The organism is Pseudomonas sp. JL2 (genome assembly GCF_031570495.1).
Lineage (GTDB): Bacteria > Pseudomonadota > Gammaproteobacteria > Pseudomonadales > Pseudomonadaceae > Aquipseudomonas > Aquipseudomonas rhizophila.
This window is the reverse complement of record NZ_JAKUDH010000012.1, coordinates 45,719-69,735: the sequence shown is the minus strand read 5'-3', so window position 1 is coordinate 69,735 and position 24,017 is coordinate 45,719. Positions and strand designations below refer to the sequence as shown.

The window sequence follows — 24,017 nt, the reverse complement described above, 5'->3', positions numbered from 1 at the left end:
ATTTGCGAGGACTCTCATGAACAATGCCGTGCCGCCACTGTCGTTCAACCCCGCCGGCATTGAGCTGGACCGCCGTCAGGGGCTCAGTCGCCAGCTTTACCAGGCTTTGCGTATGCGGGTGCTGGATGGGCGGTTGGCCAGCGGTACGCGTCTGCCGGCCAGTCGCGATCTGGCGGCGGCCTTGGCGATTTCCCGCAATAGCGTGGTGCGGGCCTATGACCAGCTCTACGCCGAGGGTTTCATCGAAGGACGGGTCGGTGACGGCACTTATGTGGCAAAACTGTCGTCGACGGCCCTGCCGCTGAAAAACATATCCACAAAAGTACCCACAGGGTTTTCAACAGGCTTATCCACTGGTTTATCCACAGATTGGCTGGATTTACCTGTGGGTCCATCCAGTAAAGTTATCCACAGCGGTGCATTGGAACGGGTCGGAAAGCACCATTTGCCCCAACCACCCCTGGGTCCGCCAAGGGCATTTCGGGTCGGTGTTCCGGCGTTCGATCTGTTTCCTTTCGAGGTTTGGGCCAAACTGAACGCGGCTTTCTGGCGCAAGCCGGATCTGCAGCAACTGTGCTATGGCGATTCCCAAGGTGATGCGCGCTTGCGCGGTCTTATCGCAGCGTATCTGCGCAGCTCCCGAGGCCTGCACTGCACAGCTGAACAAATTGTGATCACCAGCGGAGCTCAGCAGGGCATTAGCCTTTGTGCACAGCTACTGGTGGACCCGGGTGACGTCGTGGCTGTGGAAAACCCCGGCTATCGCGCTGCCGGGCATGCGTTCTCGGTCGCCGGTGCCGAGGTCAGAGGGGTGCCCGTGGATGGCGATGGTCTGGATTGCGCGGCGCTGGGTACGTTGAACCACTGTCGGCTGGCTTATGTCACGCCGTCCCATCAGTACCCGACCGGGGTCGTCATGAGCCTTGCGCGGCGCTTGGAGCTGCTGACCTGGGCCGAGCGCAATAATGGCTGGATCGTCGAGGATGACTATGACGGCGAGTATCGCTACAGCGGTGCGCCGCTGGCGCCTCTGGCTGCACTGGATCGCCAGGGGCGGGTTCTTTATGTCGGGACGTTCGGCAAAGTCGCGTTCCCGGCCTTGCGCCTGGGTTATCTCGTGTTGCCACCCGGCCTGGTAGACGCCTTCGCCCGACGTCGCGCGGTGGATGTACGCCACTCTGAAGTCAGTACCCAGGCGGTGATGGCCGAATTCATGGCCGCCGGGCATTTCCAACGGCACATCAGGCGTATGCGCCGGGCCGCCCTGGCCCGGCGTGACGCGCTGCTGGCCGGCTGGCCGAAGGCGGTTCCAGGCGTTGGCGCCATGCCCACGGTGGTGGCGGGCCTGCACGTCACTGTGCCGGTGGACAGCGTCGAGCGTGAGCAAGAGCTGATAGCCCGAGCGACCCATGCCGGTGTCGAAATCAATGGCTTGAGTGGTTATTGGTTGCCCACCACAACGACGCCAGTGCGAGCCGGGCTGGTGCTGGGGTTCGCGGCCGTCCCGCCAGCAGCGATTGGCACCGCGCTGGCGAGCCTGGCCAAGGCCTGGAGAACAGGAGGCTGAGCGCCTGGCACAATCCCTGTGGGAGCGAGCCTGCTCGCGAAGACGTGGGCGCATCCAACATGGCGGCTGGCTGATCCACCGCTTTCGCGAGCAAGCCCGCTCCCACAGATTCAGATCCTGACCGTTATGAGGGCCGCTTTGGAAAGAACACTTCCCTGGCCTGATCCACCGCAATTTCGCTGCGGTAAAGATCGATCAATTGACGCTGGGTGAGATCCTGGGTGGCGTCGGCGCGTGCTCCCTTGTTGACTTGTTCCGGTGTTTTCAAGCGACCGGAAAGGTAGGCGTGGGCGGGGACCCAGTCGGTGGAGTAACGGAAATCGGCAAACCAAAGCGTTTTGTTTTCCTTCACGTCCCTGATCTCATACCGGTCGAGATAGCCGCGAAGAGGGCCTTTGTTTTTTTGTCGGTTCTTTAGTTTGGTGATGGAAATACGGTTGCGGCTTTTAAGCCAAATGACGCCATCCATGGTCGGAGGGCGATGTTTGATGACATTCAGTACGGCATCGAAGGCTTCCTCGTACAGGGCCTTCGCTTGCGTCTTGAGTGCCATGCGCAGGGCTTCGGCGGTACGCTTTTGTTTTACTGACACTTCAACGGTTTCGTTCGAGGCACTGTCCACTGCCTTTTTGATTGCAATGCCGACTTTCTCCATCCTGTTTGCATGGGCGTTCAGGATCATTCCGAGACCGGTGGGCGATCGGCCTGGCGCATTCATGTGCTCCTCGACCTGCGCCTGGAACGCCTCCAGCCCATCGATCAGGGCTTGGCCCTTTGCGAGGCTGGTTGCCAGTGGCGGGACGATCTGCGGCGTGTCGGCGAGCGCATGGGGCACCCACTCACCGGTTCCCTTGCGGTGGAAGGTGGCGATGATCTTGTCCGTGACCGGGTTCTTCACATCGACCCAATCGGTTTCTTCCTGCATTTTCGTTAAACGAGGCTCACCACTGACAAGGCCCCAAAAGCGTGCCCTGATGAACTTCTTCCTGAACCTGGGGCGTGGCTCGTAAGGGTTGCCCGCGCTGCGCCGGTTGCTTCTCTCATCCAGGGCCTGGGCCAAATGTTGCAGTGCCCGTTTTTTCAGGCCGCCGATCTGCTTGTTCAGCCGATTGAGTTCGGCCGGCCGGGCGCTGTCCTTGTATTCAGTGCCCACGTATTCGAGTTGTTCTTCAAGGGCGGTGAACTGTTCCGTGAGACTGCCAAATGCATCGATTTGCTCATCCAGCCGGATCACGCTGCGTTCCTCGATGGCGTCGTGCAGGCTTTGGAAGGCGATCGTGGCGCTATCAACCAGTTGGTTAATGACCGCCCAACCTTCGGGCACTGTATTGATGCTGTCGAGCGACAGGCAGAGGTGGCGATACATGTCCAACTGGATAAGACGAATACCGTCGCTCTTGTAGGTCGGCATTCTTCCACGGTGCTGCCGGATAAACTCAAAACCTTCACGCCCCAGTATCTTGAGCCTGGAAAAACGGGTCTCCATGTAATCCAGGCGCTCGTTCATGTCCTCGCCGACCCGGATCATGCTTTCGGCTGCATCGACGTGCTGCTGCTCCACGACCGCGACGCCGGTGGTGGCCATGTCCATGGCTGTTCTCAGGGCAGGGGTAAACCGCTCTTTCAGCGCGTCTATCTCTTCGAACGTGAAGTTGATCTGTGCGTTCAGGTAGCCAAGCCTGGCTTTAGGCGCGTCGGGTCTTGATTGGAAGACGGGCCATTGCGTCAGTATGTTCAGCGCTTCTTCATAGCTTTCGCGCTGGGTTTTCAAGGTGCTCAAGTAAACGTTGCGCTTGGTCTCCTTGGCGGAGCCCGAGGCGCTGTTCAATTCTTGTGCATTCATTGTCAGCAGTGCCTGGTGCTCCGGTTTTTTTTCTTCGAAGCGGTTCAGTTCGGCCAGCAGTTGAACGCTGCGGCGGTGAGTGTCGGCGATGACTTTTTCCATCGCACCTTTTGAGCCCGTTCCGCGCAGGCGCAGACGGATGTCGATATGCCAATTGCCGTGTACATCCAGCCTCAGGGGAGGGCCCAGGCGCGAGGGATTCTTCCCGTCGACGACGCAGACCTTATCGCCCACCATCAGCACGTTGAACCATTTTTCTCCCACTTTGGCGTACCACCGCCCCTGGCGTTGATAGAGCCCTTTGGACATGCCTTCGGTATGGGCCTGCCCTGGTGTTTCGGGCGCGTCGACACTGAAACTCTCAAGGAGCTTGGCACCCTCTCCCGATTTGCCTGTCAAGGCACCGCTGGAATGGATGGACTCATAGTGTTCGGGGTGCGGTTGCTTAGCGGTGGAAGGCGCGAGTTTTTCGATAATGAGCTTGGGTTTAACCAGCTTGACCGGCTCCTCTAACACCTCCGGCGCCGCTGCCCTGCGACTGCGTATGCCTTCTCTGGCATGGTCGATAGCGTGGGTGGTGATCGCCATGGCCAGGTTCAGCAGCAGGTCGACGAATGCCTCCCATGTGGCTTGGTCGTTGGCGTGTTCGCTGTCCTGCATCAGCGTTTCAATGTCATCCAGAATTTGCCAGAGCCAGACGGCGGTGCCCACGGCAGCGCCCAGATAAGGCAGGGCCAGGTTGAAAATCAGCCAGCCTGCCTGCTTGAACGTACTCCAGCGGGTTTCGCTGTTGGAGACCGATTGCCGGTCTGCAAGCTCGACCAGGGCATTGGCATTGGCCTTGAACAACAGTGGCAGGAAATCGGGGCCCAGGGTTTTTTCGCTCAAACCGACGGGGGCGCTATCGAGCCATGATGTAAAAGGGTCCGTCGCAAACTCAACGATGACCCAGGGTGAGGGCAGCGGGCCCGAGAAAATGTATCGGCTGTAATTGCTGCGCACCTCATCGGGTAGCCAGGCCAGGACCGATTGGCGCAATTCAGGGATTTGCCTGATCGCATACAACAGGTTGCTGGAGGAGGGGTACTGGCACAACTGCGGCTCAAGCAGCGGTCGATAAAGCAGGCAGGGACCGGCGTCTGGATTCTTCGGACCGATCACGAACATATTGGTCACAATGTCTTCCGAGGGGATCAGTTTCTGTTGGGATATGAAGGCCAGCCTGCGCAAGACGATGGGTTGTCCGTCGACCTTGCGATCGGCTTCCTCCGGTTCCATCAGTGCGGCGACATAACGGTAACCCCGTTCGTCGATGTTCCCACGCCCTCGGATCTTTCCCTCCAGCGCCAGCATGGGCAGTTGAATGCGCAACTGGGAGGTGTACAACTCTTCGCGGCGGGCCGATTCGGTCGGATCGTCGAGCAGTTTGCTCTTCACCAGATCGGGATAGACGCGACCGATATCGATTTTGGTGATCAGGCTTTCGATGTAGTCGGTCGTCATCCAGGTGGGCAACACCTTGTCGGTGAGGGACCTGACGGTTTTGTTGCCCAGGGGCAGTGCAATCAGGTTTTGCAAGGCCAGCTCAACGAGATTGAACCGGGTGGTCTCGAATTTGCCCGGAACGATAAAAGACCCCCAGGCCACGAGGCTGCGAATCTGGATCTCGATTTTTTCCGGATCGAGTGTCGCAGCGTCGGCATGGTCCGCTTGCATCTGCTTCTTGAGGGCGTTCAAGGCAAACTCCTTGATAGGAGCAATATCGTCCAGGTAGGTCTTGCCGGCATGGGAACTGCTCAACGCCGAAAGGTTTTTCATGTGCTGGGCGAACAGAATCTGATCGGATATCGACGCTGCCAGCAGCCAGTCGGGGATCTTTTTATCGAACCAGGTCGCGCCAAGACCTTTTTCTGCGTCCAGCCCGCTGGTCACTGGCTGGTCGTCTTCGATGGATGCAACTTTTTTCAGAAAGCTGGAGGAACCGAGGATCTTGACCTGCATGGCGATCAGGCCGCAGGCCTTTTGATCGAAGATGTTGCCGGTGGGCTCATACAGCCGCCACTGGATTTTCTTGCGGAACGTGGTGTCCAGTTGCGTCGGGAGAAATTGCCCCAGCGCCTGCTGTGAATCGAATTTTTTATAGCTGTCGCGCAGCGAGTACGTAAGGATGACCTCTTTACTGGCGATGGTTCCGATCAGTACCACCAACGAATTTTCGTTCAGGCGGCTCACTTTGGTCCCGTCAACTTCATCGATGTCGATCAGGTACGCGTGAGTGTCGTAGCGATCATGTTGCTTGCGGTCCTCCGGGTTGGGGTAAAGGAACAATTGCCTGGCCATGTCGCATTCGGTCGCGGTCCAGCCATTGACCTCTTTGACGTCCCAGATCTTGCGCAGCGTTCTGGAGAGCTCATGCCAGCGTGGGCCGGATGTGCCCACTGGCGCGTTCCAGTACGCCAGTTGCTGTTCCTGGCAGGCGGACAACATGACGGGCTCCAGTTCGTTGATCAGGGCTCCGATCTGTTCGATACGTACCGGCAGATGCACCTCCGGGGTGCTGATCGGTAGCTGAGTCAAAAAGTGCACGCCTTCAATCAGCATGGTCGAATCGCTCACGCCTACTCGTTCGGCCACCATATCGCTGAGGGTTTCGTAACGGGTGGGCAGTTCCAGGATTTCGCCGTCGACAATGTCCCAGCGAGGCTCACCAACGACTGTGTTGAGCGGATCGAGGTCCAGTGTCGGATACATTTTCTTGAGGGCCCTTCGCAGGAGCACCGCGGCAACTTCCGGGGAGGTAGGCCCTGCGAGTAGCTGGTTGAGCACAGCATTCTTGAGGCTGGCTTCAGGTGTAGTGTTCGTGGTTGTAGAGGTTCTGGTCATCTGACGCTCCCTGTCTTGCGATAGGTGGAATCCCCGCCGCTGAATGCTTCGGGGATTCCATGCTAGGGAGGTACAAGACAGGGAAGGTGGTAACTATGTATAGGCCGCCTCACTATGCCCGGGTGGGAATAAATCCCCTTGCCACAGGTGCCTTACTGCCCGGATTTGATCCGGGTCCAGGCCCGCGTCCGCGCGCGCTCGGCGTCCCTGGGCAACGGTTGCAAGGTGTAGAGCGTAGCCATCGCCGCCTCGGTCGGATACAGGTTGGGGTTGCTGCGGATCGCCGGGTCGACCATTTCGGTGGCGTCCTTGTTGGGGTTCGGATAGCCAACGAAATCGCTGACCGGTGCGATCACCTCCGGTTGCAGCAAGTAGTTGATAAAGGTGTAGGCGTCGTCCGGATTTTTCGCCCCTTTAGGGATGGCGAGCATGTCGAACCAGATTGGCGCGCCTTCCTTGGGCAGGCGCATGTCCACGGTCACGCCGTTCTTGGCATCCTTGGCGCGGTTGGCCGCCTGGGAGAAGCTGCCGGAGTAACCGACCGCCACGCAGATATCGCCGTTGGCGATGTCAGCCATGTACTTGGACGAGTGGAAATAGGTGATGTGCGGGCGGATCTTCATCAGCAGCGCTTCGGCCTTGGCATAGTCCGCCGGTTGCTTGCTGTTGGGGTCCAGGCCCAGGTGCTGCAAGGCCAGGGGCAGGATCTCCGACGGTGAGTCGAGCAGCGCCACGCCGCACTGCTTGAGCTTGCTGATGTTCTCTTCCTTGAAAATCAGGTCCCAGCTGTCCACCGGCGCGTTGTCACCCAGGGCAGCTTTGATTTTGTCCGGATTGAAACCGATCAGGATGGTGCCGTACATGTAGGGCACGGCGAATTTGTTGCCGGGGTCGTTGGCTTCGATCAGCTTCATCAGCTTGGGATCGAGGTGGTTCCAGTTTGGCAGTTTGCTGCGGTCCAGGGGTTGGAACACCCCGGCCTCGATCTGCTTGGCCAGGAACACGTTGGACGGCACCACCACGTCGTAGCCGGAATTGCCGGTCAGCAGCTTGGCCTCCAGCGCTTCGTTGGTGTCGAAGATGTCGTAGACCAGCTTGACCTGGCTGTTCTGCGCCTTGAAATCCTCCAGGGCCTTGGGCGTGATGTAGTCGAACCAGTTGTAGACACGCAGGGTGCGCTCTTCGGCCTGGGCAGCGCCGCACAGCAGCGCGGCGCACAGGCTGGGAACCATCAAACGCTTGAGTCTGTTCATGCTGTTATTTCCTCATTGGGCGCTTTGAAAACCTTCGAGAACGTTCACGGCATTGATGCCGATTTCTGCTACCGCATAGCCGCCTTCCATCACGAACAGGGTCGGTTTGCCGAGCGCGGCGATGCGCTTGCCCATCGCCAGGTAATCCGGGCTGTCGAGCTTGAACTGCGAAATCGGGTCGTCCTTGAAGGTGTCCACGCCCAGGGACACGACGATGACATCGGCGTCGTAGCCTTGGATTTGCCCGCAGGCCTGCTCCAGCGCGGCGCTCCAGGTGTCCCAGCCTGAGCCGGCCGGCAAAGGATAGTTGAAGTTGAAGCCCTCACCGGCGGCTTCACCGTACTCGTCGGCGTAGCCGAGGAAGAATGGAAACTCGGCTTCCGGGTGGCCGTGGATCGAAGCGAACAGCACGTCGCTGCGCTCGTAGAAAATCGACTGAGTGCCGTTGCCGTGGTGGTAATCGACATCGAGGATCGCGACCTTCTTATGGCCCTGGTCGAGAAACGCCTGGGCGGCGATGGCGGCGTTGTTGAGGTAGCAATAGCCGCCCATCAAGTCGCCGGCGGCGTGGTGCCCCGGCGGGCGACACAGCGCAAAGGCACTGCGGGCGCCGCGCTGGATCTCGGCCTGGGCGGTGAGGGCGACCTGGGCGGCGCTGTAGGCTGCCTGCCAAGTGCCAGCGGTAATCGGCGCGCCGGCGTCGAAACTGTAATAACCCAACTGGCCGTGCAGGCTCGTGGGTATGACCGTGCGAAAGGTCCGCGCCGGCCAGGTGAAGGGCAACAAATCGCCCTCGCGGTTGTACTTGGCCCAGCGGTCCCAAGCACCTTTGAAAAATTCCAGATACGCCGCGCTGTGGATGCGCTGGATCGGCCCCAGGCCAAAATCCTGCGGCGCCTCCACCGGCCCCAGTCCCCGCGCCTTGACCCGCTCCAACACATGATCGGCCCGGGACGGCATCTCGAAGCAGGGCATCAATTGCCCGTCCATCAACTCGCAACGCCCGTGGTGCAGGTGGTGATCGTCTGAATAGATCGTCAGCATTTTTTTGTTCTCCGCAAGGCTGGTCGGTTTGAACACAGTCTTGCGGCGTGCGGCGTTTCAGAGAACGGCAGGAGAGGCCAAAAGGGGATCGAAATGGCCAAAAGGTTTGACCGTAAATCGCCCCTTGTTGGCGCGGGTGCGCGCGGGGTTGGGGCATGGAGCCCCTGTGGGAGCGAGCTTGCTCGCGATGGCGGCGGCACATTGCAGTCTGGTCTAACGGATGTAAGAGGTCCGTGGCGAGGGAGCTTGCTCCCGCTCGGCGGCGTAGCCGTCGTAAACCGGCTGATGCGATTTGTCTGGAGAATGCGTCAGCCTGTTTTGGGGCGGCTTCGCCACCCAGCGGGAGCAAGCTCCCTCGCCACGGGGTTGATGGTGTAACGGCTAGTGTGGCTCGACGTTATCCAGCGCTCGGTTCGCCAGCAATGAACTCAGCTCAATCAGTTGCTGGATGCCGAGGAGGAAGTGGCGGTGCGAGCCTTCCAGATCGAAAGCCAACTCGTTGACCATCGCGTCGGCAGAAGCCAGAGTTTCGCTGAGGTTGGCCAGCAGGCATTCGTTGTCGAGGCCTTTTACGACGGAGAATAGCTGGCCGGGTTGGATGGTTTCCGCGGGTTTTGCTGGTTTGGCCGCCAGGTAATAGTCCAATGCGCGTTTGGAGGCTTCGTCGAGCTTTTTTGCGTTGAGACCGTCCAAGTAGGGGGAGTTGGGATCTGCTTCTGCTGGGTTTGGTTTAATCTTGAACATAGTGAAGCTCCTTTCACGTGAGGAACTTTCGTCAACCGGGCCGCCAAACCCGTTCGCTGGTGTCAGCGACAGGGAGACGATAGGTGGTGAGGGCAAGGCGCACAAGCAGGCGGATTCTGGCGTAGTTGTAGGCAACTGCGCAGGGTTGCGTGGGTTGGTGGAAGTGTGACGGCGGGTGGGTAAACAGAGCTTCGTGTCGCTCTGCGATTCGTGGCGAGGGAGCTTGCTCCCGCTCGGCGGCGCAGCCGTCGTAGACCGGTTGTTGCGGTCTATCTGGCGTCAGTTTTTAGGGCGCTGGATGTGTCTGAGCGGACGCCATCGCGGGCAAGCCTTGCTCCCTCAGGGGATAGGTGTTGTGCGTGAAAGCGGCGATTACCGAAGGTTCAGGACCTGAACTGACTCGGCGCCACCCCACTCCAGCGCACAAAGGCATGTCGAAAACTGGCGGTTTCGCTGAAGCCGAGCATTTCGGCAATCTGATAGATCGGCAATTTATCCTCGCACAGCATCTGCTTGGCCCGTTCGAAGCGCAGTTCGTCGAGCAGTTCCTGATAGCTGCAGCCCATATTTTTGAGGTGACGACGCAAGGTGCGCGACGAGCAGTTCATCTGTTCTGCCAAGCCTTCCAGGCCGGGAGCGGCGTTCAATTGTGCACTGAGCAGTTGGCGAATCCGCCCCAGCCAGGCCTGGCGACCGGTGAACTCGGTGTTCTGCCGACGGCAACGTTCGGCCATGGCGTGATGGGTGATGGGGTCGGCCAGGGGCAGTGGTTGTTCCAGCCAGTGACGGTCGAAGGCAAACGCGTTGTCGATGCTGTCGAAACGCACCGGGCAGTCGAAAAGCGCTGCGTAGCGCGCCTGGTAATCGGGTGCCGAATGTTCGAAGCGCGCCGCGCGCAGGGGCAGCGTCTGGCCGAGCAGGTCGTTGCAGATGACTTTGAGCGAAACCATGCAGAACTCGGCGTTGAACACCGCCAGGGCCGGGTTCTCCCGATAATCGCTGGCGCTGAGCCAGACCGTTTCATGGCCTTCTTCCAAGTGCAGGTCGAAGAGTGTTCCCAATAGCGCCGGATAGCGCAGCGCCAAACGCAAAGCGTCACCCAAAGTGGCACTGCTGAGTAGGGCATACCCCAGCATCCCGTAGGACGACACGTGCATGCGCAAGCCCAGTTCCAGGCCGATGTCGCGCTTGAGGGCCACGGCATTGGCGCAGACCTGCATCTCCTGATTGGTGGTGATGCGCGTGTCGGCCCGGCTCAGATCCGCCGCGCTGATGCCGCTGCCGGTCAGCAATGCATCACTGGGCAGGCCTTCGTGCTTGAAGGTATTGAGTACCAGGGAGACGGCGTTGAGTGTGGTGAGGTGGGAGTGAAGCATGTTCGTTTCCGGCCGGGGGAGGCTGGAAATGGAGCAAGTTGTATGCCGAACGAAGATTGCCAGGCTTGAGCGAACCCCTGTGGGAGCGAGCTTGCTCGCGATAGCGGTGGAACATTCAATATTGATGCTGAATGAAAGTCAGCCATCGCGAGCAAGCTCGCTCCCACAGGTTTTGCCGGGTGTCAGCTCAACTCGCCACACAGATCCAGCTCAACCAGCCGCCGAACCTCATCCACCGGCAGCCCAGCACCAATCAACGCCTGCAACTTGCCGAATGCCGCCTCACGGGTCATGCCGCCACCGGACAGCACGCCGACGCCACGCAAGCGACTGCCGGCCTCGTACACGTCCAGCTCGACGCCACCTTCATGGCATTGGGTCACTGCCACCACGACCACGCCGCTGTCCCGCGCCCGCTCGAGGCTGGCGAGGAAGGCCGGGTTGTCGCTCGGGCCGGTGCCGCTGCCGTAGCATTCCAGCACCAGGCCCTGGATGCCGCTGCCCAGCAGGCCATCGAGAATTTCGGCGCTGATGCCGGGAAACAGCGGCAGCGCCGCGACGTTCGCCAGTTGCTTGGGCTGGTCGTAATTGAGCTGTGCCGGCAGCGAGGTTGCCTTGATGCCACCGCCCTGACGCTCCAGGCGTTTGAACGGATGGCGACCGAAGCTGCGCACCTTGGCGCAACGGGTCGGGGCCAACAGCTCGCCGTGGAAATACAGATGCACACCCGGCGCCAGCCCCTGGCCGAGGGCGACCAGCGCGCCACTGAGGTTTTCCCAGGCATCGCTGTCGGTCACGCCGGCGGGCAACATGGAGCCGGTGAAACACACCCGCGCATGCAGGCCGAGTAACTGGAAGCTCATGGCGGCCGCGCTGTAGGCCAGCGTATCGGTGCCGTGCAGGATCAATACGCTGTCGCAGCCCTGCACATCCACGGCGTCGACCACTGCTTCGCGCAGTTGCTGCCAGTAGGCCGGGGTCATGTTGGCGCTGTCGATCAGCGGCGACATTTCCCGAAAACGCCATTGCGGGATGACGAGTTCGGGTTGGCTGTGCAGGTAATCGCGCATCCGTGCTTCGAAACCGGATGCCGGGGCCAGGCCATGGGCGCTGGCCTGCATGCCGATGGTGCCACCGGTGTAGAGCACCATGACGTGCTGGGCGGCAGGGTAGGTCGAGAAATTCATGGGTGTTCTCCGAGGACGAAAGCGACAGCTCATCGGGCTGTCACAACATAAGGTCGAGCATGACGCCGACCTTACGCTGTGTCACGCCGGGCGCAGAGGGTGCGCCCGGCTTTTTCCAATCAGCCTACCGATCAGCGTTGCGCGGCGGCCACGCCTGCCGAAGCCTTTCCAGGCGCGGCTACCGGTGCCGAAGGGTTGGCTGGCCAGGCCTTGCGGTCCAGATCCAGGTCCGGGAACTTGCTGGAATCGAAAACCGGAACCTTGATGCCGGCCGAACGCTGGTCATCGTAGTCACGCAGGATGCGCATGCCGACCTTGAACAGCAGGAACAGCGCGATCAGGTTCACGAACGCCAGCAGGGTCATGGTGATGTCGGCGAAGGCGAACACGGTGCCGAGGTTCTCGATGGCACCCCAGAAGATCAACACCAGTACCAAGGTGCGGTAGCCGATCAGCACCTTGCGGTTTTCGCCGACCATGAAGCGCAGGTTGTTCTCGCCCAGGTAGTAGTTGTAGAGGATCGAGGTAAACACGAACAACGACAGGGCCACGGAGATGAATACCCGCCCCCAGTCACCCACCACGGCGGCGAGGGAGTTCTGGGTCAGGGCAATGCCGTCACCTTCGAAGCCCGGGGTGTAGAAGCCCGACAGCAGGATCAGCAGCGCGGTGCAGGTGCAGATCAGAAAGGTGTCGAGGAACACGCTGAACGCCTGAATCACACCCTGAGCCACCGGGTGCTCGACCGAGGCCACGGCGGCGACGTTTGGCGCACTGCCCAGGCCCGCTTCGTTGGCGAACACGCCACGCTTGACGCCCATGACAATGGCGCTGCCGATCAGGCCGCCAAAGGCCTGGTCAAGGCCGAAGGCGCTTTTGACGATGGTGGTCAGCATGGCCGGCACCTGATCGAACTGCAGCACGATCACGTAGAGGGTGACGCCGATGTACGCCAGGGTTTTGACCGGCACCAGCAGGTCAGCGACCTTGGCGATGCGCTTGATTCCACCGATGAACACCAGGCCCAACAGCACCGCCAGGCCAATGCCTGTGTAGGTGGTGTCGAAACCGAAAGCGTTGTTCAGCGAGTGAGTCACGGCATGGGCCTGCAGGCCGTTGAAGGCGAAGCCGAAGGTGATCAGCAGCAGGAACGCCATGATCATGCCCAGCCAGCGCTTCTGCAGGCCGTGCTGGATGTAATAGGACGGGCCACCACGGAATTGGCCTTCGGCGTCGCAGCGCTTGTAGAGCTGGCCGAGGGAACATTCGAAGAAGCTGCTGGACATGCCGACCAGCGCGGTCACCCACATCCAGAACACCGCGCCGGGCCCGCCGAGGGTGACGGCGATGCCGACACCGGCGATGTTGCCCGCGCCGACACGACCGGCCAGGCTGAGCATCAGGGCCTGGAAGGAACTGAGCTGACCGGCGCTGCTTTTGAGGCTGTCACGGAATACCGCGAACATGTGAAAGAAGTGGCGGAACTGGACGAAACGCGAGCGGATCGTGAAGTAGCTACCGAGCCCGACAATGAGCACGATCAGCACTTTCCCTGAGAGGAAGTCGTTGATGACTTCGAGCATGAGTATTCCTCGCTGTTTTTTGTTTAAGCAAATGCTGGCCATTTGGAAACATCGTGTTACATCGGTCGGCGCGCGGCACGACAGGTGAGGCGATGTTTCGTCCCGGTCCATATTGCGGGTTTGTTATTAGTTCGGTTTTCGCATGTGTTGGGGGTCTCGTTTCTGACGACCGCTCACGCGAAGAGGGGCGGCACTATACCTACCAGTGCGGCGCCCGTCTGCACGATTGTGGTGCGTGCGACGAAACGGACCTTTGAATCACCTGGCCTCGCGGTCAGGTTCTTGCGGGGGCGAGCCTGCTCGCGATGGCTGGCGACGCGGTTTTTTCAAACGGCAGCGCGTCATCGTTTATCGCGAGCAGGCTCGCTCCTACAGGTTCTCTAATCGTTTGTAGCTATCAGTTAAAAAAAAGGGCTTGGGGAATAAATCCCCAAGCCCTCAAAAGGTGAGAGGTGTCTAGTCCCTCGACCTGGTGAGCAGTCATTGCGTCGATCACGCCTTCAGCGGGACGAGACGCGGAGCAATCATGTTTTCGGGGCGCAGGATGTCGTCGAGCATGGCATCGTCGAGCAAGCCTTCTTCGCGCACCAGTTCCAGTACGCCGCGGCCGCTTTCCAGCGCAACACGGGCGATACGGGTGGCATTTTCATAGCCGATGTACGGGTTCAGGGCGGTGACCAGGCCGATCGAGTGCTCGACCAGTTCGCGGCAGCGCGCTTCGTTGGCGGTGATGCCGACGATGCAGTGTTCGCGCAGCATGTCCATGGCCCGTTGCAGCAGGCGGATCGAGTCGAAGATCTTGAAGGCGATCAACGGCTCCATCACGTTCAATTGCAGTTGCCCGCCTTCGGCCGCGATGGTCAGGGCCAGGTCGTTGCCGATGATCTGGAACGCTACCTGGTTGACCGCTTCGGGGATCACCGGGTTGACCTTGCCCGGCATGATCGAGCTGCCTGGCTGGCGAGCCGGCAGGTTGATCTCGTTGATGCCGGTGCGAGGACCGCTGGACAGCAGGCGCAGGTCGTTGCAAATCTTCGACAGCTTGACCGCGGTGCGCTTGAGCATGCCGGAGAACAGTACGAAGGCACCCATGTCGGACGTGGCTTCGATCAGGTCGGCGGCCGGTACCAGCGGCTGGCCGCTGATGGTTGCCAGGCGCTGTACGGCCAGGGCCTGATAGCGCGGATCGGCGTTGATGCCGGTGCCGATGGCGGTGCCGCCCAGGTTTACTTCGGTGAGCAGTTCAGGCGCCAGGGTTTTGAGGCGTGCCAGGTCTTCGCTCAGGGTGGTGGCGAAGGCGCGGAATTCCTGGCCGAGGGTCATCGGCACAGCGTCCTGCAGTTGGGTGCGGCCCATTTTCAGGACGTGGCTGAACTCTTCACCCTTGGCGGCAAAGGCTTGGATCAGGCTGTCGAGGCTGGCCAGCAACGCGTCGTGACCCAACAGCAGACCCAGGCGAATCGCGGTCGGATAGGCGTCGTTGGTGGACTGCGCCATGTTCACGTCGTTGTTGGGGTGCAGGTACTGGTATTCGCCTTTGTTGTGGCCCATGGCCTCCAACGCAATGTTGGCGATGACTTCGTTGGCATTCATGTTGGTTGAAGTGCCAGCGCCGCCCTGGATCATGTCCACCACGAACTCTTCGTGGAAATCGCCGCGGATCAGTCGTGCACAGGCTTCGCTGATAGCGGCGTGCTTGGCTTCGCTGAGTTGGCCCAGCTCGCGGTTGGCATCAGCGGCGGCCTGTTTGACCATTGCCAGACCGACCACCAGCTTGGGGTAATGCGAGATCGGGACGCCGGAGAGACGGAAGTTGTTCACCGCTCGCAGGGTCTGGATGCCGTAATACGCTTGCGCCGGTACTTCAAGTACGCCAAGCAGGTCTTTTTCTGTGCGGAATGATGCAGCGGAAGACATGATAGAAATCATCTCGATAAGGACCCGGTCTGAGCCGGAACGCTGTGAATCCTAGGCTTTCAGAAAAATTAGGGCCAATGCTGTTAAACACTGCCCTATGCACATTCGGCATAATGCGGGTGTGACGCCGACGGTACGGCGAGCGTGTGACCTGTTTTGGTGCGTGCCTTGGGAGGACGTGATGAATCTAGAAAGCAAATGGCTCGAGGACTTCAGTGCCCTGGCCGCGACTCGCAGTTTTTCCCAGGCGGCCGAACGGCGCTTCGTGACGCAACCGGCCTTCAGCCGACGCATCCGCAGCCTCGAAGCGGCGCTGGGGCTGACCCTGGTCAACCGCTCTCGCACACCGATCGAACTGACAGCAGCGGGGCAGTTGTTCCTGGTGACGGCGCGTACCGTGGTCGAGCAACTGGGTGAAGTGCTGCGTCATCTGCACCATCTGGAAGGCGGGCAGGGCGAGGTGATGCAAGTGGCGGCCGCGCACTCCCTGGCGTTGGGCTTCTTCCCGCGCTGGATCGCACAACTGCGCAACGAAGGCTTGAACATCGCCACGCGGCTGGTGGCGACCAACGTCGGCGACGCCGTGCATGCGTTGCGTGAAGGGGGTTGCGATCTGATGCTGGCCTTCTATGACCCGGATTCGGCCATGCAAATGGACCCGGAGATTTTCCCCTCGCTGCACTTGGGCCAGACCGAAATGCTGCCGGTGTGTGCCGCCGATGCTGAGGGCAAACCGCTGTTCGACCTTGAAGGCGAGGCCAGCGTGCCCTTGCTGGCCTATAGCGCCGGTGCATTTCTCGGACGCTCGGTGAACCAGTTGCTGCGCCAGCGGGCCCTGCGTTTCACCACGGTTTACGAAACGGCCATGGCCGACAGCCTCAAAAGCATGGCGCTGGAGGGCTTGGGTATCGCCTGGGTGCCGCAACTGAGCGTGCGCGCCGAACTGGCCCGGGGCGAACTGGTGGTCTGCGGCGGCACGCAATGGCACGTGCCCCTGGAAATCCGCCTGTACCGCTGCGCGCTGGTGCGCAAGGCCAACGTGCGCTTGTTGTGGCGCAAGCTCGAGGGCGGCGCGGCGCAAGGCGTGACTGGCACCTGATACCACGAAGATCTTCTGTGGGAGCGAGCCTGCTCGCGATAGCGGTGTGTCAGGCAACGATGATGTTAAATGTCAGTCCGCTATCGCGAGCAAGCCCGTTCCCACAGGGGAATTGTGGTGCTTTTTCGCTGACCTGAGAGTCAATAAAACCGCCGTTTAACCACAAATGACAGATGGTCGCGACAGGGGCTGTTTATCTATTTCATTGAGGTATACTGCGCGGCCTTCGGCCGGTCCAGATCGGCCATAATTCGTACAACAAGCCACGCCGGTTTCCTGCGTGGCTTGTTGTTTTTTGACGCGCCTGCGGGCGCCCAGAGAGAAGAGGCACGACGATGAGTGCACTGGTTGGCGTGATCATGGGCTCCAAGTCCGATTGGTCCACCCTTAGCCACACCGCCGATATGCTGGAAAAGCTCGGCATCCCTTACGAGGTGAAAGTGGTCTCCGCCCACCGCACCCCGGACCTGCTGTTCCAGTACGCCGAAGAGGCTGAGGCGCGTGGCATCGAGGTGATCATCGCCGGTGCCGGTGGCGCGGCCCACCTGCCAGGCATGTGTGCGGCCAAGACTCACCTGCCGGTGCTGGGCGTGCCGGTGCAGTCGTCGATGCTCTCGGGCGTCGATTCGCTGCTGTCGATCGTGCAGATGCCGGCCGGCATTCCGGTCGCGACCCTGGCCATCGGCAAGGCCGGTGCGATCAACGCGGCCCTGCTGTCGGCGAGCATCCTGGGCGCCAAGCACCCACAATTTCATACCGTGCTGAAAAAATTCCGTGCTGAGCAGACAGACAGCGTCCTGGACAATCCAGACCCACGCATTGCCTGAGGTGGTTGACGAATGAAGATCGGTGTAATCGGTGGCGGCCAGTTGGGTCGCATGTTGGCCCTGGCGGGAACGCCGCTGGGAATGAACTTCGCTTTCCTCGATCCGGCGCCGGACGCCTGCGCCAGCGCGCTGGGTGAACATCTGCGGGCCGACTACGGTGATCAGGACCATCTGCGCCAACTGGCCGATGAAGTCGATCTGGTGACCTTCGAGTTCGAGAGCGTCCCGGCCGAAACCGTTGCCTTCCTGTCCCAGTTCGTCCCGGTCTACCCGAGTGCCGAAGCCTTGCGCATCGCCCGCGACCGCTGGTTCGAAAAGAACATGTTCAAGGACCTGGGCATCCCTACACCCGCGTTCGCTGACATCCAGTCCCAGGCCGACCTGGAGGCCGCCGTTGCCTCCATCGGCCTGCCGGCCGTCCTCAAGACTCGCACCCTGGGCTACGACGGCAAGGGCCAGAAAGTCCTGCGCAATCCTGAGGATGTGGCCGGCACGTTCGCCGAGCTGGGCAGCGTGGCCTGCCTGCTGGAAGGTTTTGTACCGTTCACTGGGGAAGTCTCGTTGATCGCCGTGCGGGCTCGCGACGGGGAAATCCGTTTCTATCCGCTGGTGCACAACACCCACAAGGACGGCATTCTCAAGCTGTCCGTTGCCAGCACCGATCATCCGCTGCAGGCCCTGGCCGAGGACTACTCCAGCCGTGTGCTCAAGCAACTGGACTATGTCGGCGTGATGGCGTTCGAGTTCTTTGAAGTGGACGGCGGCCTCAAGGCCAATGAAATCGCCCCGCGCGTGCACAACTCCGGGCACTGGACCACCGAAGGCGCCGAGTGCAGCCAGTTTGAAAACCACCTGCGGGCGGTGGCCGGGCTGCCGCTGGGCTCGACCGCCAAAGTCGGCGAAAGCGCGATGCTCAATTTCATCGGCAAGGTGCCGGACAGCGAGAAAGTCCTGGCGATTGCCGATTGCCACCTGCATCACTATGGCAAGGCGTTCAAGGCCGGACGCAAGGTCGGCCACGCCAACCTGCGCTGCGCTGACCGGGCCACGCTGGCCCAGCAGATCATCAAGGTCGAGACACTGATCGCCGAACAATAGTCTTCAGTGTCGGTGGAACCATTGGTCGGCTAACTTCTCTGATGGCTAGGTGCCAAAGCCCGAACGGGCTTTGGTCTAGCGACTTACCTCAGAGGGAAATGCCATGGGAATCATTGGAACCATCTTTATCGGCTTGATCGTGGGCCTGCTGGCGCGCTTCCTGAAACCGGGCGATGACAGCATGGGCTGGATCATGACCATCCTGCTCGGTATCGGCGGTTCGTTGGCAGCCACTTACGGCGGCCAGGCCCTGGGCATCTACCAGGCTGGCGAAGGCGCCGGTTTCATCGGTGCCCTGGTGGGCGCGGTGGTGTTGCTGGTGATCTACGGTCTGATCAAAAGAAACTGATTCTGTGACAAAGCCCCCTCTGCGTTGGCGCGCAGGGAGGGCTAGAATGCCCGGCGTCGTACTTCCTACTTATTGCCGAGCTCATTCATGCGCCGTTTAGTCTTGACCCTCCTTCTGCTGGGCAGCGGCCTGGCCCACGCCGCCGAACTGCCGGAAACCGACTGGCTAGAACTGATGCCCAAGTCGGACCAGAAAGCCCTCGAGGCCATGCCCGAGATTGACCACAACACCCCCGAAGCCAGCGGCACCTTCACCGAAAAAGGTGGCTTGAAACAAAGCAAGGGCTTACCGGCGGTGATGTATTCGAGCAAGACCGTGGCGTCGATGAACGACCGGCATATCCGCCTGGGCGGCTACCCGGTGCCGCTGGAGTCCGACGCCAAGGGCCGCAGCACGCTGTTCTTCCTGGTGCCTTACCCTGGCGCCTGCATCCACGTCCCGCCACCTCCGCCCAATCAACTGGTGCTGGTGCGCTATCCCAAGGGTTTGAAGCTGGACGACATCTACACACCGCTCTGGGTGACCGGCACGCTGAAGATCGAAAAGGTCGACAACGACCTGGCCAGTGCGGCGTACGCGCTGGAAGCGGAAAAGGTGAGGGTGGTGCAGGAGGCGGATCTGTAACGGCCGGCTGGCCTGATACAAATCCCAATGTGGGAGCGAGCTTGCTCGCGAAGCGGTGGGTCAGCCATCAACGATATTGACGGTCAGTCCGCTATCGCGAGCAGGCTCGCTCCCACAAAGTTTTGTGGTGTGGCTTAGAGCGGCTTGCTACCGATGCTCACCCCGAGGGTATGACTGGCCTGCGGCAACAGCGTTACCACATCGTCCATCACGTTCGCCGTCTCGATACACAGCATGCGCTGCCAGCCATCGTCGGCCATGTCGCTGAAGGCCTTGGCGCGTTCGGTCCAGGGGTTCCAGATCACCGCCGAGCGTGAACCGCTGCTGGTCAGTTCGATGCGTCGTTCCCAGTGCGGGTCAACGATGCTCAGCTTCGCTGGGGTATCGAGATAGATGCGATCAGTCTCGCCGGCAAAGTGCAGGTCGCCGGCCTGGGTCACGGTATTCCAGTCGTCCAGTGTTTCGATATAACGCAAGCCATCCACGCCTTCGACATGCACGTTGCGCACGTCACTGACAGCGAAGTAACTGTGCAGCGCCTGGCTCAGACTGACGGTTTCGCTGCCGCGGTTATGGCTGGTGAGGTGGATGTGCAACTGCTCGTCCATCACGATAGTCAGCGTCAGGTCCACCTGATGGGGCCAGCCCGAGAGGCCGTTTTCGGGGTAGGGCAGCACGAATTCCACTTTCAGGCTCTCGCCCTGGGCTTCGATGCCCTTGAGCTCCCAATCCATGGCCCGCACCAGGCCGTGAGCGGTGGCCGGATCGTTGCTCACGCGCATGGCCTGCACGCTGTCGGGGTTGCGCGTCAGGTTGCCGAACCACGGCCAGCACACCGGCACCCCGGCACGGATGCTCTTGCCCGCCTTGAACGTTGCCTGGTCGTTGAGCCAGATCAGCGGCGGCTGGCCGTCGACCTGATAGCTGAGGATGTGCGCGCCTTGCTGGGCCACCAGCAACTCGGCCTGACCGTGGCGGATGCGCCAGCCGTTCAGTTCATCCAGTTTGACGGCTTCGACATGGGGCGTAGGCATACTGCAAGTCTCGCTCAGGAACATGAACTGCAATGGACCGCAAAACGGCCCCCGTGTTTAACGGGCGCGCGGCGGAACCGAGCGGGTACGGCCACTGCCATCGATGGCGACGAACACAAACACCGCCTCGGTGACCTTGCGCCATTCGCTGGACAGCGGATCGTCACTCCAGACTTCGACCATCATCTGGATCGAACTGCGGCCGATCTCCAGCGCCTGGGTATAAAAAGACAGCTGGGCACCCACGGCCACCGGCACCAGAAACGCCATGCGATCGATCGCCACGGTGGCCACGCGTCCACCGGCCACTTTGCTGGCCATGGCCGTGCCGGCCAGGTCCATCTGGGAAACCAGCCAGCCGCCGAAAATATCGCCAAAGCCGTTGGTTTCGCGGGGAAGCGCGGTGATTTGCAGGGCCAGGTCGCCTTGCGGGATTGGATCTTCCTGTTCGAGCTCTATCATGCCGGGGGTGCCTCTGACCCGTAACTCTGTCTTATGTATCAGGTGAATAGCCGTCTTTGAAAAAAACGATTCAGCCCGAACATGCGTTCGTCACGTTTTTCGTAAAGGCGTGCCAAAGGGAAACTCTGCGAAACCGGCTGGCAGGTTACTACGCCGCCAACGACGTTTTCGCACAGCAACCCCTTACAGAGTGTTGCAAGGTTGCGAGTATATCGAGCGATAGACGTCGAGACGACCACCCGGTTCCGATTTTGACTGTCAATTACGCACCTCTATGTGCTTTTTTGAACAATTTGCTATCGTGCCGAGCCTGCCCACCGTTGTCCGGGGTTGCAGAACTGACTATAAGAGAAGCCCTTGCCATGACCACTGCGCCTTCGAGCACGGCGACACCCGTTCAATCGGCTCGTCCGTTGACCCGTAACGACTACAAGACCCTGTCGCTTTCTGCCTTGGGCGGTGCGTTGGAGTTCTACGATTTCATCATTTTCGTGTTCTTCGCCACCGTGGTTGGCAAATTGTTCTTCCCCGCCGAAATGCCTGAGTGGCTGCGCTTGATGCAGACGTTCGGCATTTTTGCCGCCGGTTATCTGGCCCGGCCGCTGGGCGGGATCATCATGGCTCACTTCGGTGACCTGCTGGGACGCAAGAAAATGTTCACCCTGAGCATTTTCATGATGGCCGTGCCGACCCTCATCATGGGGTTGCTGCCGACCTATGCCCAGATCGGCATGTGGGCGCCGATTCTGCTGTTGCTGATGCGCGTGATCCAGGGCGCGGCCATTGGTGGTGAGGTGCCGGGAGCCTGGGTGTTCGTTTCCGAGCACGTTCCGGCGCGCCACATCGGCTACGCCTGCGGCACGCTGACGTGTGGCCTGACCGTGGGGATTTTGCTGGGTTCGCTGGTGGCCACGGCCATCAACAGCATCTATACGCCGGTGGAGGTCGCGGATTACGCCTGGCGGATTCCGTTCCTGATGGGGGGTGTGTTCGGCCTGTTCTCGGTGTACCTGCGCCGTTGGCTGCACGAAACCCCGATATTCGCCGAGCTGCAACTGCGCAAGGCCCTGGCTGCGGAAGTACCGCTGCGAGCGGTGCTGCGTGATCATCGTGGCGCCATTGCCCTTTCGATGTTGCTGACCTGGCTGCTGTCGGCCGGCATCATCGTGATCATCCTGATGACCCCGACCGTGCTGCAAACGGTGTATCACTTCAGCCCGACCACCGCGTTGCAGGCCAACAGCCTGGCGATCGTATTCCTGAGCTTTGGCTGCATCGGCTCGGGCGTGCTGGCCGACCGCTTCGGTGCCGGACGAGTGTTCGTGTTCGGCAGCGCGTTGCTGTTGATCACCTCCTGGACCTTCTACCACAGCCTGTTCAACCACCCCGACTGGCTCTTTCCGCTCTATGCCCTGAGCGGGCTGTTGGTGGGCACCATCGGCGCGGTGCCCTATGTCATGGTCAAGGCGTTTCCGGCCGTGGTGCGCTTCAGCGGTCTGTCGTTCTCCTACAACCTGGCCTATGCAATCTTCGGCGGCCTGACTCCGATGATCGTCACCCTGCTGCTCAAGGAAAGCCCGATGGGGCCGGCCTATTACGTGGCGGTTATCTGCGGTATCGGGATTGCGGTGGGGGCGTATCTCTGGAAGGAAGGTCGTTAAGCAGTTATTGACTGTATTGACTTCATCGCGAGCAGGCTCGCTCCCACACCGGATCTGCGTTCACCGCACATCCCCTGTGGGAGCGAGCCTGCTCGCGATTGGGCCTGCTCGATCGTCTTTTAAATCTCAATAATGGCCTTTCATCCAATTGTCATATTTCAGCCATAGAGTGTTCACACGGCTTACCGATACTTGGCCGACTTAACACACCTATCTGCTAGGAGTAAGGCATGAAACTGAAGCGTTTGATGACGGCAATGACCTTTGTCGCCGCTGGCGTTGCGACCGCCCACGCGGTTGCCGCTGTCGACCCAGCCATCCCGAGCTACACCAAGACCACCGGTGTGTCGGGCAACCTGTCCAGCGTCGGCTCCGATACTCTGGCCAACCTGATGACCCTGTGGGCCGAGAACTACAAGAAAGAATACCCGAACGTAAATATCCAGATTCAGGCCGCCGGTTCTTCCACTGCGCCACCTGCGCTGACCGAAGGCACCTCCAACCTGGGCCCGATGAGCCGCAAGATGAAGGACAACGAGCTGCAGGCCTTCGAAACCAAATACGGTTACAAGCCTACTGCTGTTCCAGTGGCCGTGGACGCCCTGGCTGTGTTCGTACACAAGGACAACCCGATCAAAGGCCTGACCATGGCTCAGGTCGATGCAATTTTCTCGTCGACCCGCCTGTGCGGCGCCAAGGCTGACGTCAAGACCTGGGGTGACCTGGGCGTGACCGGTGACCTGGCCAACAAGCCAATCCAGCTGTTCGGTCGTAACTCGGTATCCGGCACCTACGGCTACTTCAAAGAAGAAGCCCTGTGCAAAGGCGACTACAAGTCCAACGTCAATGAACAGCCTGGTTCGGCGTCGGTTGTACAGTCCATCAGCAGCTCGCTCAACGGCGTTGGCTACTCGGGCATCGGCTACAAAACCGCCAGCGTGAAAACCGTTGCTCTTGCCAAGAAAGAAGGCGGCGAGTTCATCGAAGACACCGAAGAAAACACCCTGAACGGCAAGTACCCACTGTCGCGTTTCCTCTACGTTTACATCAACAAGGCTCCGAACAAGCCTCTGGCCCCGCTGGAAGCTGAGTTCCTGAAGCTGGTTCTGTCCAAGCAAGGTCAGGAAGTTGTGGTCAAGGACGGCTACATCCCACTGCCAGCCAAGGTTGCCGCCAAGGCCCTGGCTGACCTGGGTCTGTCCGAAGGCGAAGGCTCCAACGTCGCCAAGAAGTAATACCTGAGCCCGGGCCACACCCGGGCTTTTGTGGGGGCGAGCTAGCTCGCGATAGCGGTAGGTCAGTCAACATTGAGGTTTGAATGTGATGACCCCATCCCGAGCAAGCCCCCCCACACCCCAATTTCTGTCCGCTGCCGGTATTCACGGGCGGCGGATTTGTTGCGTCACTGCATTGTCATCTTTCTGTCATACAGGATCGCTAGGGTGTGCGCATGAATGATCTGGCCA

Annotated in this window: 18 protein-coding genes; 8 read left to right on the top strand and 10 right to left on the bottom strand. The window is 60.4% G+C overall.

The window, feature by feature from the left end:
• Positions 1-16 precede the first annotated feature (16 nt).
• Complete coding sequence (locus tag MKS85_RS16615; protein WP_310663027.1) at positions 17-1,567, top strand: PLP-dependent aminotransferase family protein; 1,551 nt, start codon at positions 17-19, stop codon at positions 1,565-1,567.
• Between the two features lie 124 nt (positions 1,568-1,691).
• Here the strand turns inward: MKS85_RS16615 and MKS85_RS16610 are convergent, their stop codons facing one another.
• The 8 genes from MKS85_RS16610 to aspA form a co-directional block, all read right to left on the bottom strand.
• Positions 1,692-6,293 (bottom strand): dermonecrotic toxin domain-containing protein, encoded by a 4,602-nt coding sequence (locus MKS85_RS16610; RefSeq protein ID WP_310663026.1) that lies wholly within the window; start codon positions 6,291-6,293, stop codon positions 1,692-1,694.
• A gap of 152 nt (positions 6,294-6,445) precedes the next feature.
• Entirely contained in the window at positions 6,446-7,546 is a 1,101-nt protein-coding gene (locus MKS85_RS16605; protein WP_310663025.1) for a polyamine ABC transporter substrate-binding protein, read from the bottom strand.
• Positions 7,547-7,558: 12 nt separating this feature from the next.
• Positions 7,559-8,590: a histone deacetylase family protein gene (locus MKS85_RS16600; protein ID WP_188251876.1), complete on the bottom strand. Its 1,032-nt coding sequence runs from the start codon at positions 8,588-8,590 to the stop codon at positions 7,559-7,561.
• A gap of 381 nt (positions 8,591-8,971) precedes the next feature.
• Positions 8,972-9,334, bottom strand: a complete 363-nt coding sequence (locus tag MKS85_RS16595; RefSeq protein WP_310663024.1) for a DUF6124 family protein — start codon at positions 9,332-9,334, stop codon at positions 8,972-8,974.
• 383 nt (positions 9,335-9,717) lie between these two features.
• Positions 9,718-10,710 (bottom strand): AraC family transcriptional regulator, encoded by a 993-nt coding sequence (locus tag MKS85_RS16590; RefSeq protein ID WP_047226713.1) that lies wholly within the window; start codon positions 10,708-10,710, stop codon positions 9,718-9,720.
• A gap of 182 nt (positions 10,711-10,892) precedes the next feature.
• Positions 10,893-11,897, bottom strand: coding sequence for an asparaginase (locus MKS85_RS16585; protein WP_139048659.1), 1,005 nt, complete (start codon positions 11,895-11,897; stop codon positions 10,893-10,895).
• 131 nt (positions 11,898-12,028) lie between these two features.
• Positions 12,029-13,480, bottom strand: a complete 1,452-nt coding sequence (locus tag MKS85_RS16580) for a sodium:alanine symporter family protein (protein ID WP_047226715.1) — start codon at positions 13,478-13,480, stop codon at positions 12,029-12,031.
• Positions 13,481-13,972: 492 nt separating this feature from the next.
• Positions 13,973-15,397, bottom strand: coding sequence for an aspartate ammonia-lyase (gene aspA, locus MKS85_RS16575; RefSeq protein WP_025216214.1), 1,425 nt, complete (start codon positions 15,395-15,397; stop codon positions 13,973-13,975).
• 181 nt (positions 15,398-15,578) lie between these two features.
• Between aspA and MKS85_RS16570 the strand changes: the two genes are divergently transcribed.
• From MKS85_RS16570 to MKS85_RS16550, 5 genes are all read left to right on the top strand, one after another.
• A complete protein-coding gene (locus tag MKS85_RS16570; RefSeq protein WP_139048657.1) occupies positions 15,579-16,496 on the top strand; it encodes a LysR substrate-binding domain-containing protein in 918 nt (305 codons plus the stop codon).
• Positions 16,497-16,831: 335 nt separating this feature from the next.
• On the top strand, positions 16,832-17,323 hold the full coding sequence (gene purE, locus MKS85_RS16565; RefSeq protein ID WP_003196369.1) for a 5-(carboxyamino)imidazole ribonucleotide mutase: 492 nt from the start codon (positions 16,832-16,834) through the stop codon (positions 17,321-17,323).
• Between the two features lie 12 nt (positions 17,324-17,335).
• Positions 17,336-18,421, top strand: coding sequence for a 5-(carboxyamino)imidazole ribonucleotide synthase (locus MKS85_RS16560; RefSeq protein ID WP_047226717.1), 1,086 nt, complete (start codon positions 17,336-17,338; stop codon positions 18,419-18,421).
• Positions 18,422-18,524: 103 nt separating this feature from the next.
• Positions 18,525-18,770 carry a GlsB/YeaQ/YmgE family stress response membrane protein gene (locus tag MKS85_RS16555; protein ID WP_039593587.1) on the top strand — a complete coding sequence of 82 codons (246 nt, stop codon included), beginning with the start codon at positions 18,525-18,527 and terminating at the stop codon, positions 18,768-18,770.
• A gap of 87 nt (positions 18,771-18,857) precedes the next feature.
• On the top strand, positions 18,858-19,394 hold the full coding sequence (locus MKS85_RS16550) for a DUF3299 domain-containing protein (protein ID WP_076383207.1): 537 nt from the start codon (positions 18,858-18,860) through the stop codon (positions 19,392-19,394).
• Between the two features lie 134 nt (positions 19,395-19,528).
• Here the strand turns inward: MKS85_RS16550 and MKS85_RS16545 are convergent, their stop codons facing one another.
• Both MKS85_RS16545 and MKS85_RS16540 read right to left on the bottom strand, forming a co-directional pair.
• Positions 19,529-20,428 carry a D-hexose-6-phosphate mutarotase gene (locus MKS85_RS16545; protein ID WP_047226719.1) on the bottom strand — a complete coding sequence of 300 codons (900 nt, stop codon included), beginning with the start codon at positions 20,426-20,428 and terminating at the stop codon, positions 19,529-19,531.
• 57 nt (positions 20,429-20,485) lie between these two features.
• Entirely contained in the window at positions 20,486-20,890 is a 405-nt protein-coding gene (locus tag MKS85_RS16540; protein WP_003177184.1) for an acyl-CoA thioesterase, read from the bottom strand.
• A gap of 362 nt (positions 20,891-21,252) precedes the next feature.
• Here MKS85_RS16540 and MKS85_RS16535 point away from each other — a divergent pair, with 362 nt between their 5' ends.
• Positions 21,253-22,551 carry an MFS transporter gene (locus MKS85_RS16535; RefSeq protein ID WP_047226720.1) on the top strand — a complete coding sequence of 433 codons (1,299 nt, stop codon included), beginning with the start codon at positions 21,253-21,255 and terminating at the stop codon, positions 22,549-22,551.
• A gap of 230 nt (positions 22,552-22,781) precedes the next feature.
• Positions 22,782-23,786 (top strand): phosphate ABC transporter substrate-binding protein PstS family protein, encoded by a 1,005-nt coding sequence (locus MKS85_RS16530; RefSeq protein ID WP_047226721.1) that lies wholly within the window; start codon positions 22,782-22,784, stop codon positions 23,784-23,786.
• The last annotated feature ends 231 nt before the right edge of the window (positions 23,787-24,017 follow it).